This is a genomic window from Blastococcus xanthinilyticus (genome assembly GCF_008124835.1).
Taxonomy (GTDB): Bacteria; Actinomycetota; Actinomycetes; order Mycobacteriales; family Geodermatophilaceae; genus Blastococcus; species Blastococcus xanthinilyticus.
The window spans coordinates 135,921-149,178 of record NZ_VNHW01000010.1 but is presented as its reverse complement, the minus strand read 5'-3'; the positions used below and the strand labels follow the sequence as shown (position 1 = coordinate 149,178).

Below are 13,258 nucleotides of genomic sequence, written 5' to 3'. Positions count from 1 at the left end.
CGGCCACCCAGGCATAGGAGGCTATGCATACGGTTTCGGCCGCGCAGACGTATGCATAGCTTCCTATGCCCGGTCCGCCGGCAGCGGGTGCGAGCCGCTGGAGCTGATGCCCGGGATCTGCCCGGCGCGGAAGGCGTTCACGAACAGCCGGAAGTCGTCCTGCGTGCGGTGCGCGTAGCCGTGCGCGAAGTCGACCAGGTCGGCGACGAACTCCGCCCGCCGGTCGCCGATCATCGCGGTGATCGCCTCCTCGGTCTGGAACGGCACGAGAGTGTGGTCGCTGTCGGCGTCCCCCACGCAGTGCAGCTTCGCCGTCGCCCGCCCGAGCTGCACCATCACCGGCGCGATGTCCTCGGGCTCGGTGAGGTCCTCCCAGTCCAGGTCCAGCTCGTAGGGCGAGAGCTCGGCGACGACGAACCCGCGGCCGTCGATCTCGGTGTAGCCCAGGAACTGGGAGGCGTTGGCCTGCAGCGCCCGCTGGCTCAGCGCCGTCCGGTGCCCCTCGTTCTCGAAGTACGCCCGGATCTCCGGGTCGGTGACGACCCGGCTGGGGGCGGGCACGTTGCCCTGCTTCAGCGAGAGGACGACGTCGTTCTCCAGCGCCTGGTCGTACCCCTCGAGCAGCACGTTGTACGCCGGCAGCCCGGCGCTGCCGATGCCGAAGCCGCCGGTGCCGATCACGTCCTTGACGTCGTAGGTGACCTCGCGGCGCCGCTGGCCCTTGGGCACGGTCTCGCGGTAGCGCTCCAGGGCGGCCAGCACCCGCTCGCGCTCGTCGTCCTCCAGGCGGCGGTTGCGCGGGCGGTCGGCGAACCGCCGCCGGTAGCCCTCGATCACCGTCATGCGCTCCAGCAGCCCGAGCCGCGTGCGGGTGGTCGTCTCGAAGATGACCTCCCGCACCGCCCCCTCGGTGTTGTCCGCCCGCAGCGCGAAGGAGCGGTCCTCGTCGGAGCGGGTGAACGCCTCCACCTGGTCCAGGTAGGCGTTCAGGTAGCCGCCGAGCAGCTCGCCGATGACCTCGTCGCCCAGCGCCTTGCGCCACGCGAGCAGCGCGAAGCTCGCGGCGAACCGGCGCAGGTCCCAGCTCACGTGGCCCAGGTAGGCCTCGTCGAAGTCGTTGACGTCGAAGACGATCCGGCCGGCGCTGTCCATGTAGGTGCCGAAGTTCTCCGCGTGCAGGTCACCCTGGATCCACACGCGCGACGTCCGCTCGTCGCACCAGCGATCCTCGAATGTCGCCATGTCGGCGTAGAACAGGGGCGCGCTGCCGCGGTAGAAGGCGAACGGATCGGCCGCCATCTTCCGGAACTTGGTCCGGAAGGCGTCGGCATCGGCGTCCATGAGGTCGCCGAACGCCTCGACGAGGACGTCGACGATCTGCCGCGCACGGTCGTCGTCGGATGTGGGAGGGGTCACACCAGGGAGGGAGGAGGCCACAGCTTGCACCGTAGGCGGCCGATAACGTCGGTGGCGCCACCAGGACGCCGATGCTCAGGGACGGAGGGACCATGACCCGCACCGCCACGGCCCGATGGCTCGCCACCGGCGCCGCCTACGGAGGCGGCGGGGTCGGCATCGCCGGCGCCGCCCTGGTCGCGCTCCTGCACGAGGAGGCCCGCGCCGCCCGCCGCAAGGTCGAGGCCCGCACCGACAAGAGCGACCCGCCCTCGGGCGACGGCGTCTACGGGCGGGGGCGCGGCGCCCCGATCGTGCTCACCGTCCTGGGCGACTCCAGCGCCGTCGGCCTCGGGGTGCGGCGGGCCGCGGAGACCCCCGGCGTCCTGGTCGCCGCCGGGCTGGCCGAGCTGGCCGAGCGCCCGGTGCGGCTGGTGCGGCTGGCCAAGTCCGGCGCCCGCGCCGCCGACCTCGATGCCCAGGTCGACCGGGCGCTGGCCGAGGAGCCGGCGGTCGCGGTGATCATGATCGGCGCCAACGACGTCACCGCCCGCACGCCCACGTCGGTCTCGGTCGGCCACCTCACCGACGCGGTCCGCCGGCTCACCGCGGCCGGATGCGAGGTCGTCGTCGGCACCTGCCCCGACCTCGGCACGATCCGCCCGATCGCCCAGCCGCTGCGCACGCTCGCCCGCCGCTGGAGCCGGCAGATGGCCGAGGCCCAGACCATCGCCGTCGTCGAGGCCGGCGGCCGCTCGGTGTCGCTCGGCTCGCTGCTCGGCCCCGCCTTCGCCTCCGACGCGACCATGTTCAGCGTCGACGAGTTCCACCCCAGCGCCGCCGGCTACGCCGCGGCCGCCGCCGTCCTGCTGCCCTCGGTCGCGGACGCGCTGCACGTGTGGCCGGCCGGAGCCGACCGCGGGCTCCGGGCCCTGCGCCGGGACACCGTGCGTCCGGTGGCCCGCGCCGCGGCGCGGGCGGTCAACCGGCCGGGCACCGAGGTGCAGCCGGCCGCCGTCGCCGGCTCCGGGACCGGGCCCCGCGGACCGTGGGCGCTGCTGCGGCGGCGCCGGCCGACCGACATGCCCACGCCCGACCAGGCCGAACGTGCCGAGGCGTCGCCGACCGCCGTCGGCTGACGGTCGTGACCCGTACCACACCCCCGGGATCCTGACCGGCGGCCGGGATCTCCCGCCGGCGGTCGGGGGTAGTTTCCGAGGTGACCGATGTCCGGCGAGCCGCGTCGGACCCCCCTCATCGTGGAGGACCCATGCCTGAAGCCGTCATCGTCGCGACCGCGCGCTCACCCATCGGCCGTGCGTTCAAGGGGTCGCTGAAGGACATGCGGCCCGACGACCTGGCCGCCGCCGTCGTCCGCGCCGCGCTGGACAAGGTGCCCTCGCTCGACCCGACCGACATCGACGACCTGATGCTCGGCTGCGGCCTGCCCGGTGGCGAGCAGGGCTACAACATGGGCCGCGTCGTCAGCGTGCTCCTGGGCATGGACCACCTGCCCGGCACGACGATCACCCGGTACTGCTCCTCGTCGCTGCAGACCACCCGCATGGCGCTGCACGCCATCAAGGCCGGCGAGGGCGACGTCTTCATCTCCGCCGGCGTCGAGACCGTCTCCCGCTTCGTGAAGGGGAACAGCGACGCCATCCCCGACACCAGGAACCCGGTGTTCGCCGACGCCGAGGCCCGCGTGGCCAAGGTGGCCGAGAGCGGCGCCGACTCCTGGACCGACCCGCGCGAGAACGGGGACGTCCCCGACGTCTACATCGCGATGGGGCAGACGGCGGAGAACCTGGCGCTGCTCAAGGGCGTCTCCCGCCAGGAGATGGACGAGTTCGCCGTCCGCAGCCAGAACCTCGCCGAGGAGTCCATCAACAACGGCTTCTGGGACCGGGAGATCGTCCCGATCACCCTGCCCGACGGCACCGTCGTCACGAAGGACGACGGCCCGCGCCCCGGCACCACGCTGGAGGGCATCTCCGGCCTCAAGCCGGTGTTCCGCCCCGACGGCCGGGTCACCGCCGGCAACGCCTGCCCGCTCAACGACGGCGCCTCCGCGGTCATCGTCATGAGCGACACCAAGGCCGCCGAGCTGGGCCTCACCCCGCTGGCCCGCGTGGTCTCCACCGCGGTCACCGGCCTCTCGCCGGAGATCATGGGCTACGGCCCGGTCGACGCCTCGCGCCTGGCCCTGCAGCGGGCCGGCATGACCATCGACGACATCGACCTCGTCGAGATCAACGAGGCCTTCGCCGCCCAGGTCATCCCGAGCTACCGGGACCTGGGCATCCCGATCGAGAAGCTGAACGTGCACGGTGGCGCCATCGCCGTCGGGCACCCCTTCGGCAGCACCGGCGCCCGCATCACCGGCACGCTGATCAACGGCCTGCAGACCAAGGACAAGACCTTCGGCCTGGAGACCATGTGCGTCGGTGGCGGCATGGGCATGGCGATGGTGCTCGAGCGCCTCTCCTGATCCGGCCGTTGCCGCCCGTGCACCCGCTCGGCCACCGCGCCGGGCGGGTGCACGGGCGGTGACGCCCCGCCATCAGCCGCCGACGGCCTCCCGGCAGCGGCGAGCCTGGTCCCGGAAGGCTGCGGCGAGCTCCGGTGGGCCCTCGATCAGGCGGAAGTCGGCGTCGAGCGAGGTGATCATCCACACCAGCCCGGCCGCGGTGTCCGCTCCCAGGTGCACCGAGCAGGTGCGCTCGTCGACCGGTGTCACGACCCCCATGCCCGGCCAGATGCGGGCGCTCACCGCGTCGGCGGGTTCGCTCACCTGGATCGTCGCCCGGCGCGGCCAGGCCCGCGCCGACAGCTGCCGCGCCAGGTAGGCGGCGACGTCCCCGTCGGGCGGGTCGCGCGGCGGTACCCGCGGCCCCGTCGGCGGCCGCGGCACGATCCGGTCCACCCGGAAGCTGCGCCAGTCCTGCCGGTCGAGGTCCCAGGCGACCAGGTACCAGTGCCGGCCGAAGTTCACCAGGCGGTGCGGCTCGACGGTCCGCCGGCTCTCCGCGCCGGTGGCTGTGGTGTAGTCCAGTCGGAGCCGCTCGGAGCGCCGGCAGGCGTCGGCGATCACCACCAGCGCGTCGGCCGAGACCTGCGGCCCGGGCGCCGTCCCGGTGCGCACGGTGGCCCGCGCCAGCGTCTGCACCCGGTCGCGCAATCGGGACGGCAGCACCGCCTCCAGTTTGGCGAGCGCACGCAGCGAGGTCTCCTCGATCCCGGCGACCGAGCCGGCGGACGCCGTGCGCAGGCCGACGACGACGGCCACCGCCTCGTCGTCGTCGAGCAGCAACGGCGGCAGCGCCGCCCCCGCGCCGAGGCGGTAGCCCGCCCGCCCCTGCAACGCCTGCACGGGGTATCCCAGCTCCCGGAGCCGGTCGACGTCGCGGCGGACGGTGCGGGTCGTGACACCGAGCCGTTCGGCGAGGGCGGCGCCGGACCAGTCGCGGTGGGCCTGCAGCAGCGAGAGCAGTCGCAGCAGCCGGGCCGAGGTCTCGAGCACGGGATGAGGATGCCCGACAGCTTGGGACCGCTGCTGTCCTAAGCGCCTCCTAACGTCCCGGCATGACCTCATCGCCCCTGGACATCCGCCCGTTCCGCATCGACGTGCCCCAGGAGGACGTCGACGACCTGCGCGGCCGCCTGGCACGCACCCGGTGGCCCGGCGACCTGCCAGGAGTCGGCTGGACGCGAGGCGTGCCGCAGGCTCCCCTGCAGGTCCTCGCGGAGCACTGGTGTACGAGGTACGACTGGCGGGCGCACGAGGCGCACCTGAACACGTTCCCGCAGTTCGTCACCACGATCGACGGCCAGCCGATCCACTTCCTGCACGTGCGCTCGCCCGAGCCGGCCGCAACCCCGCTGCTCCTCCTGCACGGCTGGCCGAGCACGGTCGCCGACTTCCTCGACGTCATCGGTCCGCTCACCGATCCGCGCGCGCACGACGGAGACCCGGCGGACGCCTTCTCCGTGGTGATCCCGTCGATGCCGGGCTTCGGGTTCTCGACCCCGCTCGCCGGACCGGGGATGGACGCGGCCCGGACCGGCCGGATCCTCGCCGCCCTCATGTCCGGCCTCGGGTACGGCCGGTACGGCGTGCAGGGCGGGGACACCGGCTCGTTCGTCGCTCCCGAGCTCGGCCGGCAGGACGGCGAGCACGTCCTCGGCGTGCACCTGAACGCGGCGATCACCGTCCCGCTGGGCGATGAGGACGTCGAGCGGCTCGACGGGGCCGACCGCCGGCGATGGGAACGCATGCAGGAGTACAACGACGGCTACCTGCAGATCCAGTCGAAGTCGCCGCAGACGCTCGCCTACGCGCTGACCGACTCACCCGCCGGGCAGCTCGCCTGGATCGTGGAGATGTTCCAGCGGCTGGCCGATCTGCCGGCCGACGGGCCACCGGAGGACGCCGTCGACCGGGACCGCATCCTGACGGGGGTCTCCCTCTACTGGTTCACGCGGACGGCGGGGTCCTCCGCCCAGGTGTACTTCGAGGCGATGAACCCGGCCGCCTGGAGCCAGGGACCGGACGAGGAGGCGACGGGCTGGGAGGGTACCGGCGACGGGGGGTGGGCACCGCAGCGCGGTACCGTCCCGACCGGCTTCCTGCTGTCCGCGAACGACGTCACCGTGCGGGCATTCGCCGAGCGGGAGCACACCGTGGTGCGGTGGACCGAGCTCGACCGCGGTGGCCACTTCCTCGCGATGGAGCGGCCCGAGGCGTTCGTGACCGACGTCCGCGCCTTCTTCCGCGCTCTCGGCTGAATCCCCGCGGACGGCTGAACCCCGGGAACGACTGGACCCCCGGGAACGACAGTGGCCCGGCCCCCTCGCGGGGCCGGGCCACTGTTCGGTGGTGCGGGTGCGGGTCAGTCCTCCTGGAGGTAGGACAGCAGCCGCAGGATCTCGATGTAGAGCCACACGACGGTCACCAGGAGGCCGAAGGCCACGTACCAGGCGAACTTCGCGGGAGCTCCACGACGGATGGCCTCGTCGGCCATGTCGAAATCCAGCAGCAGCATGAACGCCGCGATGCCGATCATCAGCAGGCTGAAGCCGATCGCCACGGCACCGCCATCGCGCAGGCCGAGCGGGTCACCGGTGGTGAACATGCCCACCACGAAGTTGACGACCAGCAGCACGAGCGCGCCGACGAGGGCGCCCACGACCCAGCGGGTGAGCTTCGGGGTGACGCGGATGGCACCGGTCTTGTAGACCACCAGCATGCCGGCGAAGACACCGAACGTGCCGATCAGCGCCTGCATCACGATGCCCGGGTAGACGTCGTTGAACGCCTCGCTGATCGCGCCCAGCGCGACACCGTAGAGCGCGCCGTAGGCCAGCGTCGCGACCGGGTTGGCGATCTGCTTGAACGAGATCACCAGGCCGAGCACGAAGGCGACCAGGACGGCCGGGAGCGCCAGGCCCCAGGCGGCCTGGCCGGGCATCGCCCAGACCGCGGCCGCGGACAGGACGGTGACGAGGAAGGACAGACCCGTCTTCTGGACGACGTCGTCCATCGTCATGTAGCGGGTGTCGGGAGTCGTGCCGTACGGCGACGGCGCGGTGTACGCGTCCTGCTGGGGCGCCGGGGCGCCGTACTGCGGGGCGCCGTACTGGGGCGCGTTGCCCCAACCGGCGTACTGCTGGCCGGGGCCGGCGTTGTTCCCGAACCCTCGGCTGAACGCCGGGTTCTTACTGGGCATCGTCATCTCCTCGAGGTGACTTCTGGGTCGTGGAGCCAACTTGACGCACTCCACTCGGTCAGGTCAACGCCCGACACGCCCGGAGCGTTCCGCACCGTCCGGATCCCCTCGACCGGGTGGCGGACCGCACACGAGAAGGGGAGACGGGGCAGCGTCCCGGCGTCAGATCGCGCTGGCGAGCAACGTGGCCCCGAGCGCGGCCATGACGACGGCGATTCCGGCGTCGAGGACCCGCCAGGCCGCCGGGCGGGCGAACAGCGGGCGGAGCAGGCGCGCGCCGTAGCCGAGCGCGCCGAACCAGATGATGCTGCCCACGGCCGCACCGACGCCGAACCACCACCGCGCGGCGCCGTGGCTGTCGGCCACCGAGCCCAGCAGCAGCACGGTGTCGAGGTAGACGTGCGGGTTCAGCCAGGTGAGCGCCAGGCAGGTCAGCACGGTGGCCAGCAGGCCGTTGCGGGTGCCTCCGGCATCGACGGCGATCGCCGACGGCCGCAGGGCCCGGCGGGCGGCCAGGGCGGCGTAGCCGAGCAGGAAGGCCGCGCCGCCGAGCCGGATGGCGGTGATCGCGTCGGGCAGCCGGGCGGCGAGCCAGGAGTTGCCGGCCACGCCGGCGAGGATGAGGACGGCGTCGGAGACCGCGCACACCGCGACCACCGCGGTCACGTGCTCCAGTCGCAACCCCTGGCGCAGGACGAAGGCGTTCTGCGCCCCGATGGCCACGATGAGCGAGAGGCCCATCCCGAGCCCGGTCGCCGCAGCCAGCAGTCCGGTCGTCATGGATCCGACGCTAGGGACGGCGGCATCGACAGTCCAGCTGAAGATTCTTACCCACCGTTAGACTTCCTGTCGTGGACGTGGACCTCGCGCAGCTGCGCACGCTGGTCGCGGTGATCGACGAGGGCACGCTCGAGGCCGCCGCCCGCCGGCTGCACGTCACGCCGTCCGCGGTCTCCCAGCGGCTGCGCGCCCTGGAGGTCGCCACCGGCCGGGTGCTGGTGCAGCGCACGCGACCGGCGGCCGTCACCGCCGCCGGCGAACCCGTGCTGCGGCTGGCCCGCCAGGTCGGTCTCCTCGTCGCCGACACCGGCCGGCAGCTCGACCCGGCGGGCACCGGCGTCGCGGTGGTGCCGATCGCGGTCAACGCGGACTCGATGGCCACCTGGGCGCTCCCGGCGCTCGCGCCGCTGGCCGAGGAGATCTGCCTCGACCTGCACAGCTCCGACCAGTCGCACACCAGCTCGCTGCTGCGGGCCGGCACCGTGATGGGCGCGGTGACCTCCGACGCCGAGCCGGTGGCCGGCTGCCGGGTGACCCCGCTCGGCCGGATGCGGTACCTCCCGTGCGCCGCTCCCGGGTTCGCCGACCGCTGGTTCCCCCACGGCCCGGACCCCGCGGCGCTGCGGCGGGCCCCGGTGGTGGTCTTCGACCGCCGCGACGACCTCCAGCACGCCTATCTGCGCCGGCACCTCGGGACGACGGCCGACGTGCCCGTCCACCACATCCCCTCGTCGGCGGACTTCCTCTCCGCCGTCGCCTTCGGGTTCGGCTGGGGCATGCTGCCCGAGCTCCAGCTCGACGACCGGCAGCTCCTCGGGGAGACGCGGCCGATCGCCTCCTTCGACCCCGGCGGCGCCATCGACGTGGAGCTGCACTGGCAGCAGTGGCGGCTGCGGTCCGCCCCGCTCGACCGGGTCGCCGAGGCGCTGGTCCATGCCGCCCGCGCCCGGCTCGGGGGCTGACCGGGCCGACCGGCTCCGCGGTGCCCCCGGTCGGGTTCGAACCGACGCTGGGACCCTTTTAAGGGGCCTGCCTCTGCCGATTGGGCTACGGGGGCGCGCTCCGCACGCTAGCCGGAACGGCCGGGCTCCTCCGCGCCGGTCACCGCCAGCGCGGTGGCGCGGGAGAGGACGGCGTCGAGCATCGGCTCGGTGAGCCTGCCGGTGAAGGTGTTCTGCTGGCTCACGTGGTAGCTGCCCAGCAGGGTCAGCGGCCCGCGCGGCCCGGCCAGCTCCACCTCGACGCCGTGCCCGAACGCCGGCCGGGGGCGGGGCAGCGCGTACCCGGCGGCGGCGAGCACCGGCCACAGCGCCGTCCAGCCGAACCCACCCAGCACCACGACCACCCGCAGCCGGGGCAGCAGCTCCAGCTCCCGGGCGAGCCAGGGTGAGCAGGTGTCCCGCTCCTCCGGCGTCGGCGCGTTGGCCGGCGGGGCGCAGCGCACCGCCGCGGCCACCCGCACGTCGGTGAGCTCAAGCCCGTCGCCGATGTGCGTCGACGTCGGCTGGCTGGCCAGCCCGGCGCGCCAGAGCGCGGCGAAGATCCAGTCGCCGCTGCGGTCGCCGGTGAACACCCGGCCGGTCCGGTTCCCGCCGTGCGCGGCGGGTGCCAGCCCGACGACGGCGATCCGCGCGTCCGCCGGGCCGAGCCCCGGCACCGGCCGCCCCCAGTAGTCCTGGTAGCGGAACGAGGCGCGCTTGACCCGCGCGACCTCCTCCCGCCAGGCGACCAGCCGGGGGCAGGCGTAGCACCCGGAGATCCGGTCGTCGAGGACGGCGAGCTCCCGGACCGCCCGCGCGCTGCGCACCACGCCGGCCGGGGTCCGCGTGACCGGAAAGCCCCCGGCGTCTACCGGCATAGGAAGCTATGCATGCGTTCTGGGCGCCGAAACCGCAGGCATAGCTTCCTATGCCTGGTCACGGGCCAGCCGCAGGGCGATGCCGTCGAGGATGTCGTGCTCGCTCACCGTCACCTCGGCCAGGCCGAACTCGTCCATGAGCACCCGCAGGATGAGCGCCCCGGCGCCGATGACGTCGACCCGGCCGGGGTGCATGACCGGTTCGGCGGCGCGGCGCGCCCGGGTGGCCGCCAGCAGGTCGGCGGAGACCCGCCGGACGTCGCCGACCGGGATGCGGGAGCCGTGGATGGCGGTGGAGTCGTAGCCCGGCAGGCCCAGGGCCAGCGCCGCCACGGTGGTCACCGAGCCGGCCAGCCCGACCAGGCTCGCCGCCCGGCCCACCGGCACCTCCGCGGCGACGTCGGCCAGCGCGGCCCGGATGTCCCGCTCGGCCCGGCCGACCTGGTCGGCGGTGGGCGGGTCGTCGCGCAGGTGCCGCTCGGTGAGCCGGACGCAGCCGATGTCCACCGACCGCGCGGCTCGCACACCGTCGGCGTCGCCGAGGACGAACTCGGTCGATCCGCCACCGATGTCCACCACCAGGTAGGGCGCCCGCGGCGGCTGCAACCCGTGCGCGGCCGCCGCCGCGTCGACCGAACCGGTGGCGCCGAGGAAGGACAGCTCCGCCTCCTCCCGGCCGGTCACCACGTCCGGCGTGCGGCCCAGGGTGGCCTGCACCATCTGCTCGAAGTCGGCCCGGTTGGCCGCGTCCCGGGTGGCGCTCGTGGCGACCATCCGGACGTCCGCGGCGCCGAGCTCCCGGGCCTGCGCCGCGTACTCGGCGAGGACCAGCCGGGTGCGCTCGATCGCCTCCGGCGCCAGCCGGCCGGTGGCGTCGACGCCCTGCCCGAGCCGGACGACCTCCATCCGGCGGAGCAGGTCGGCGTGCCCGCCGGACGCCGGCACGTCGGCCACCAGCAGCCGGATGGAGTTGGTGCCGCAGTCGATGGCGGCCACCCGCGTCACGCGCCGTCCCCGTCCGTCCCGCCGTCGGGCAGCGCGCAGGGCCCCTTGGCCCACCACTCCCCCATGCCCTCGACCGCGCGGTCGCCGATCGGGTTGACCCCGGGGCCGGCGGCGAGCGCGTGGCCGGCCAGCGCGTGCAGGCACTTCACCCGGTCGGGCATCCCGCCGGCGGTGGCGCAGGTGGGCAGCACGTCCCGCGCGTCGCGCTCGTGCAGGTAGGCCTCGTGCGCCGCGCGGTACCCGGCGGCCAGCTCCTGGTCGGTGGCCAGCTCCTCCTGCCACTCCCGCATCCGGCCGGCGGACTCCAGCCGGCTGGCCGCGGCCGACGCCCGCGGGCAGGTCAGGTAGTACAGCGTCGGGAACGGGGTGCCGTCCTCCAGCCGCGGCGAGGTCTCGACCACGTCGGGCTGGCCGCACGGGCAGCGGTGCGCCACCCCGACCAGCGCGCGCGGCGGCCGCCCGAGCTGCCGGGCGACGACCTCGCGGTCGGTGTCGCTCACGCGTTCGTCCACCGGATGAGTGTGCGGGAGAGTTCCGGCGGACCGGCGTCCGGCCCCCGGCGACGGGCTGCGACGGCCCGTCGGACGTCCTCACCCGTCGGCGTCGGCCACCGAGCTCATCAGCCCCTCGTACCAGGGCACCGGCTCGGGCTCGGCGACCGCCTCGGCCAGCGTGCCGGCATCGCCGTCGACGGCCTCCCCGTCCACCACGACCACCAGCCGGTCGCCGGGGAGCACGTAGGCCAGCCGCGCGCGGGCCTGCCGCTCGGCGTACGCCGGGCTGGACTGCCGCTCCAGCTGGGCCGCCAGGTCGGCGGCCCGCCGGTCGAGCGCCTCGCCCTCGGCGGCCAGCCGGGTCAGCTCGGCCTGGCCGGCGAGGTACTGCCGGATGGGTCCGGCCAGGGTGAGGGCGAGGAGCAGCACCAGCCCCACCAGCACGACCGCCCGGCCGGTGAACAGCGGGCTGCGGCGGGCCGCCGCGGCGGGACGGCGTTCGGGCCGGCGGCTGGGCCGCCGCCGGCCGGGGCGGCTGGACGCGGTCGACCGCAGGCCGGCGCGCACCGGCCGGGTGGAGTGCACCCGCGGGACCCGGCCGGTGGCGCGCCGTCCGTCGGCCGCGGGCCCGCCCCGCCGGCCCCGAACGCTGCTCATCGCCCCCTGCTCAGCCGTTCAGCCGCGGGAAGGCGGCGGCACCGGCGTAGCGGGCGGCGTCGTCCAGCTCCTCCTCGATGCGCAGCAGCTGGTTGTACTTGGCCACCCGCTCGCTGCGGGCCGGGGCGCCGGTCTTGATCTGACCGCAGTCGGTGGCCACGGCGAGGTCGGCGATCGTGGTGTCCTCGGTCTCGCCCGAGCGGTGGCTCATCATGCAGCGGTAGCCGTTGCGGTGGGCCAGGTTGACCGCGTCCAGGGTCTCGGTCAGCGTGCCGATCTGGTTCACCTTCACCAGCAGCGCGTTGGCCGCGCCGCGGGCGATGCCGTCGGCCAGCCGCGTCGGGTTGGTGACGAACAGGTCGTCGCCCACGATCTGCACCCGGTCCCCGAGGGCGGCGGTCATCGCGATCCAGCCGTCCCAGTCCTCCTCCGAGAGCGGGTCCTCGATGGAGACGATCGGGTAGGCGTCGACCAGGCCGCGGTAGTAGTCGACCAGGTACTCCGCCGAGCGGGACTGGCCCTCGAAGTCGTAGCCCCCGTCGGTGTGGAACTCGGTCGCGGCCACGTCCAGGGCGAACGCGATGTCCGTGCCCAGCGCGTAGCCGGCCTTCTCGACCGCCTCGGCGATCAGGTCCAGCGCGTCGCGGTTGCTCGGGAGGTCGGGGGCGAAGCCGCCCTCGTCGCCGAGGCCGGTGGCCAGCCCGCGGCCCTTCAGGACGCCCTTCAGCGCGTGGTAGGTCTCGGTGCCCATGGCCAGCGCCTCGGCGAAGCTGCCGGCGCCGATCGGAGCGATCATGAACTCCTGGACGTCGACGTTGCTGTCGGCGTGCGCTCCCCCGTTGAGGATGTTCATCATCGGCACGGGCAGCAGGTGCGCCGACGGGCCGCCGACGTAGCGGAACAGCGGCAGGCCGGTGGAGTCAGCGGCGGCCCGGGCCACGGCGAGGCTGACGCCGAGGATGGCGTTCGCGCCCAGGCGCGACTTGTCCGGCGTGCCGTCGAGGTCGATCAGCCGCTGGTCGACCAGCCGCTGCTCGGTGGCCTCGTAGCCGACCAGCTCGGGGCCGATGACGTCGAGGACGCCGTCGACGGCCTTGGTCACGCCCTTGCCGCCGTAGCGGTCCCCCCCGTCCCGCAGCTCGACCGCCTCGAAGGCGCCCGTGGAGGCGCCGCTGGGCACGGCGGCCCGGGCGATCGTCCCGTCGTCGAGGGCGACCTCGACCTCCACGGTGGGGTTTCCGCGCGAGTCGAGGATCTCCCGCGCGCCTACGGCATCGATGCTCGGCACGGGGGCAGCCTAACCAGCCCGAACGCCCGGTGCGGCGTTCACCCGGCCGTAC

13 protein-coding genes and 1 tRNA gene are annotated in these 13,258 nt (G+C 74.2%); 4 read left to right on the top strand and 10 right to left on the bottom strand.

The features are described 5' to 3' along the window. Positions 1-63: 63 nt before the first annotated feature. Positions 64-1,416, bottom strand: coding sequence for a DUF2252 domain-containing protein (locus BD833_RS15925; RefSeq protein ID WP_243737707.1), 1,353 nt, complete (start codon positions 1,414-1,416; stop codon positions 64-66). Positions 1,417-1,508: 92 nt separating this feature from the next. Here BD833_RS15925 and BD833_RS15920 point away from each other — a divergent pair, with 92 nt between their 5' ends. Further along, complete coding sequence (locus BD833_RS15920) at positions 1,509-2,534, top strand: SGNH/GDSL hydrolase family protein (RefSeq protein WP_166534117.1); 1,026 nt, start codon at positions 1,509-1,511, stop codon at positions 2,532-2,534. Between the two features lie 131 nt (positions 2,535-2,665). Continuing rightward, complete coding sequence (locus BD833_RS15915; RefSeq protein WP_166534116.1) at positions 2,666-3,886, top strand: acetyl-CoA C-acetyltransferase; 1,221 nt, start codon at positions 2,666-2,668, stop codon at positions 3,884-3,886. Between the two features lie 72 nt (positions 3,887-3,958). Here BD833_RS15915 and BD833_RS15910 read toward each other — a convergent pair whose 3' ends face one another. Continuing rightward, positions 3,959-4,918, bottom strand: a complete 960-nt coding sequence (locus BD833_RS15910; protein ID WP_166534115.1) for a helix-turn-helix transcriptional regulator — start codon at positions 4,916-4,918, stop codon at positions 3,959-3,961. A 62-nt stretch (positions 4,919-4,980) separates the two neighbouring features. On the opposite strand from BD833_RS15910, the gene BD833_RS15905 reads away from it, so the two are divergent. Continuing rightward, complete coding sequence (locus BD833_RS15905) at positions 4,981-6,183, top strand: epoxide hydrolase family protein (protein WP_166534114.1); 1,203 nt, start codon at positions 4,981-4,983, stop codon at positions 6,181-6,183. 104 nt (positions 6,184-6,287) lie between these two features. Here BD833_RS15905 and BD833_RS15900 read toward each other — a convergent pair whose 3' ends face one another. Next, the gene (locus BD833_RS15900) at positions 6,288-7,124 is read right to left on the bottom strand and encodes a Bax inhibitor-1/YccA family protein (protein WP_166534113.1); all 837 of its coding nucleotides are present in this window, start codon (positions 7,122-7,124) and stop codon (positions 6,288-6,290) included. Positions 7,125-7,286: 162 nt separating this feature from the next. Further along, entirely contained in the window at positions 7,287-7,904 is a 618-nt protein-coding gene (locus BD833_RS15895) for a LysE/ArgO family amino acid transporter (protein ID WP_166534112.1), read from the bottom strand. 71 nt (positions 7,905-7,975) lie between these two features. On the opposite strand from BD833_RS15895, the gene BD833_RS15890 reads away from it, so the two are divergent. Continuing rightward, on the top strand, positions 7,976-8,866 hold the full coding sequence (locus BD833_RS15890) for a LysR family transcriptional regulator ArgP (RefSeq protein ID WP_166534111.1): 891 nt from the start codon (positions 7,976-7,978) through the stop codon (positions 8,864-8,866). A 21-nt stretch (positions 8,867-8,887) separates the two neighbouring features. On the opposite strand, the gene BD833_RS15885 is transcribed toward BD833_RS15890, so the two are convergent. The 6 genes from BD833_RS15885 to eno all read right to left on the bottom strand — a co-directional run bounded on the left by BD833_RS15885 (position 8,888) and on the right by eno (position 13,206). Next, a tRNA-Leu gene (locus tag BD833_RS15885) sits at positions 8,888-8,961 on the bottom strand. Positions 8,962-8,973: 12 nt separating this feature from the next. Then, positions 8,974-9,714, bottom strand: a complete 741-nt coding sequence (locus BD833_RS15880) for a uracil-DNA glycosylase (protein WP_279536023.1) — start codon at positions 9,712-9,714, stop codon at positions 8,974-8,976. Positions 9,715-9,810: 96 nt separating this feature from the next. Further along, the gene (locus BD833_RS15875) at positions 9,811-10,767 is read right to left on the bottom strand and encodes a Ppx/GppA phosphatase family protein (protein WP_208092706.1); all 957 of its coding nucleotides are present in this window, start codon (positions 10,765-10,767) and stop codon (positions 9,811-9,813) included. Beyond that, positions 10,764-11,279 carry a DUF501 domain-containing protein gene (locus BD833_RS15870; protein ID WP_166534109.1) on the bottom strand — a complete coding sequence of 172 codons (516 nt, stop codon included), beginning with the start codon at positions 11,277-11,279 and terminating at the stop codon, positions 10,764-10,766. The genes BD833_RS15875 and BD833_RS15870 overlap by 4 nt, the downstream gene beginning before the upstream one ends. A 78-nt stretch (positions 11,280-11,357) precedes the next feature. Next, positions 11,358-11,918 (bottom strand): septum formation initiator family protein, encoded by a 561-nt coding sequence (locus BD833_RS15865; RefSeq protein ID WP_166534108.1) that lies wholly within the window; start codon positions 11,916-11,918, stop codon positions 11,358-11,360. A gap of 10 nt (positions 11,919-11,928) precedes the next feature. After that, positions 11,929-13,206 (bottom strand): phosphopyruvate hydratase, encoded by a 1,278-nt coding sequence (gene eno, locus BD833_RS15860; RefSeq protein WP_166534107.1) that lies wholly within the window; start codon positions 13,204-13,206, stop codon positions 11,929-11,931. Between the last annotated feature and the right edge of the window lie 52 nt (positions 13,207-13,258).

Excerpts from the sequence above, each read along its gene's own strand:
- BD833_RS15900 (WP_166534113.1), bottom strand. The coding sequence starts at position 7,124 with ATGCCCAGTAAGAACCCGGCGTTCAGCCGAGGGTTCGGGAACAACGCC.
- BD833_RS15915 (WP_166534116.1), top strand. The coding sequence starts at position 2,666 with ATGCCTGAAGCCGTCATCGTCGCGACCGCGCGCTCACCCATCGGCCGT.
- BD833_RS15905 (WP_166534114.1), top strand. The coding sequence starts at position 4,981 with ATGACCTCATCGCCCCTGGACATCCGCCCGTTCCGCATCGACGTGCCC.
- BD833_RS15895 (WP_166534112.1), bottom strand. The coding sequence starts at position 7,904 with ATGACGACCGGACTGCTGGCTGCGGCGACCGGGCTCGGGATGGGCCTC.
- BD833_RS15865 (WP_166534108.1), bottom strand. The coding sequence starts at position 11,918 with ATGAGCAGCGTTCGGGGCCGGCGGGGCGGGCCCGCGGCCGACGGACGG.
- BD833_RS15920 (WP_166534117.1), top strand. The coding sequence starts at position 1,509 with ATGACCCGCACCGCCACGGCCCGATGGCTCGCCACCGGCGCCGCCTAC.